At 49.4% G+C, this 1,803-nt stretch carries 1 protein-coding gene; it reads left to right on the forward strand.

What is annotated here, in order from left to right; translation table 11 throughout:
• Positions 1–865: 865 nt before the first annotated feature.
• Positions 866–1,792 carry a hypothetical protein gene (locus HMPREF3149_RS02480; RefSeq protein ID WP_070536349.1) on the forward strand — a complete coding sequence of 309 codons (927 nt, stop codon included), beginning with the start codon at positions 866–868 and terminating at the stop codon, positions 1,790–1,792.
• The last annotated feature ends 11 nt before the right edge of the window (positions 1,793–1,803 follow it).

A 1,803-nucleotide genomic window follows, 5' to 3' on the forward strand; every position in this document is an offset into this window, starting at 1 on the left:
CGGAAAACAACACGTTTTGTCGTTTAGGCCTCTTTTTCTGGCATATGTGACTATACTGACAGGGGTTCTTAGATTTAGACTCTTTTGTGGAAAAGAGTTTCATTAATGAAAAAATCAATAGAGATGCCGGTGTTAAGCGCTGATGACTTATTGCGCTGCTACACCGTTGAGCAAGTCTGCGAGAGGTTGAATGTGTCTGGCCGTACAGTCGCAAGACTTCTAGATGACGGCTTGTTAGAAACCGAAGCAGGCAGAGCACGCGGTCGCGGAAAATCACCGCGCATTACTGCGTTGAGCTTGTATCGCTACATCTACGGCGAGCACGCAGCTTGATAGTAATAAAGGCCACTGATGATACATCGGTGGCCTTTATTGATATGCGGGCAATTATAAGTTACATTTATGGTAGTTTGTGTACACACATTAAAAGAATGTGTTACGAATAATGAAAAAATTTCATAGCAGTCTTGATACTGCACCGACTACCGGAGTCTCAGGAGGAAACCCTCCAAAGACTCCCGCAAGTCAAACACCCCGTCTCGACGGGGATAGCAGGCCAGACAGGGTCTTTAACGAGCCCCTGTCGACACCAACCAACACTTCCAAAGCGTTAGAGAAAGACCTTTCTTTAACACAGACACCCCTTAAAACCCCTGGTCAAACACAACAGCGGCAAACGCGTATTTGGCCGAGTACCATTGACGCCGCTGCCGCTGTTAAAAATGATGGCTGGTACGTGGAAACAGTGACTGATTCCGCGACCTCACGGAAGCATTCCGCACGATTTATGGTGTTAACCAAATCTGTGCCGCGAGCCACTGTGAAATCTCGCGGTGATTTCCGGTCTTACCCATCTGTCGCTGCCATGGGTACCCACGACGGTTCTATCGTCATAGGTTTCGATACTGAATTTGTCAACAAGCGATGTGTGAATGAAGACCTCCCGTGGGTTGGGGAAAATGCTATAAGCGTTCGTCAGATTGTCTCTTATCAGTTCGCAACTGTTGATTACAACGATCCTGCGAAGATTCTGCTTTGTGTGGTCATTCCTATGGAGTACATGGGGCCTCGCGGTCCTCGTGTGGCACGGTTGAGTTTTGGAAAGGCGCTTGATCTGTGCATAAGGTTTTTCAAGTTGCACGACCACCCTTTAGCACGTGGGTGGAAGCCTCAAGGTGTGCCGCGCTCAGAAGTGACTGAAGTGGTGGGTGAGGACTCGTTCCTCCGTAAGGACCGGTGGTTTAAAAAATGCAAAGGTGTGAATAGCTCTGCTCTGAAAATCACTCTTTTGGCCCATTACCAACACGCAGACCTCACAACTTTCGTAGACCACCGGACGTTGGTGAATACATGGGATTTCGCCTACCCCTCTCGTAGGAAGAAAGACATTGGGCCTGGTGTGGGTGGGCGTTATCGTCGTTGGCTAAGCACCGATGTGCCTGACATCATGCGCACTGTTATTAGCGCGAGTGGTGGCCTGGTCACAGACAAACCTGTGCGTATGGTTCTTGATGGTGAAAATCATCGGTGGGCGCGTCCTGTCGAACTGTCCATCCGAGATACGATGGCTCACTCTGGCTCGCAACCTTTAGCAGTCTTGGGTGAATCTGTAGGTGTGCCCAAACTTGAAGTTCCTGAGGACTGGATCACTAGGATGGATGAGTATTGGGAACAGCACCCAGTGGAGTTCTTGGATTACGCTGCTAATGATGCCGTGGTAGCGCTTGAATACGCGAGCTCTGTGTATGGTGACAATACCGCCTTGCCACTGACTGAAGCGTCCTGGGTTTAGTTCCGCTTCTT

Origin of the sequence: Corynebacterium sp. HMSC05E07, assembly GCF_001807225.1 — a bacterium.
In the GTDB taxonomy this organism is placed as follows: Bacteria; Actinomycetota; Actinomycetes; order Mycobacteriales; family Mycobacteriaceae; genus Corynebacterium; species Corynebacterium singulare.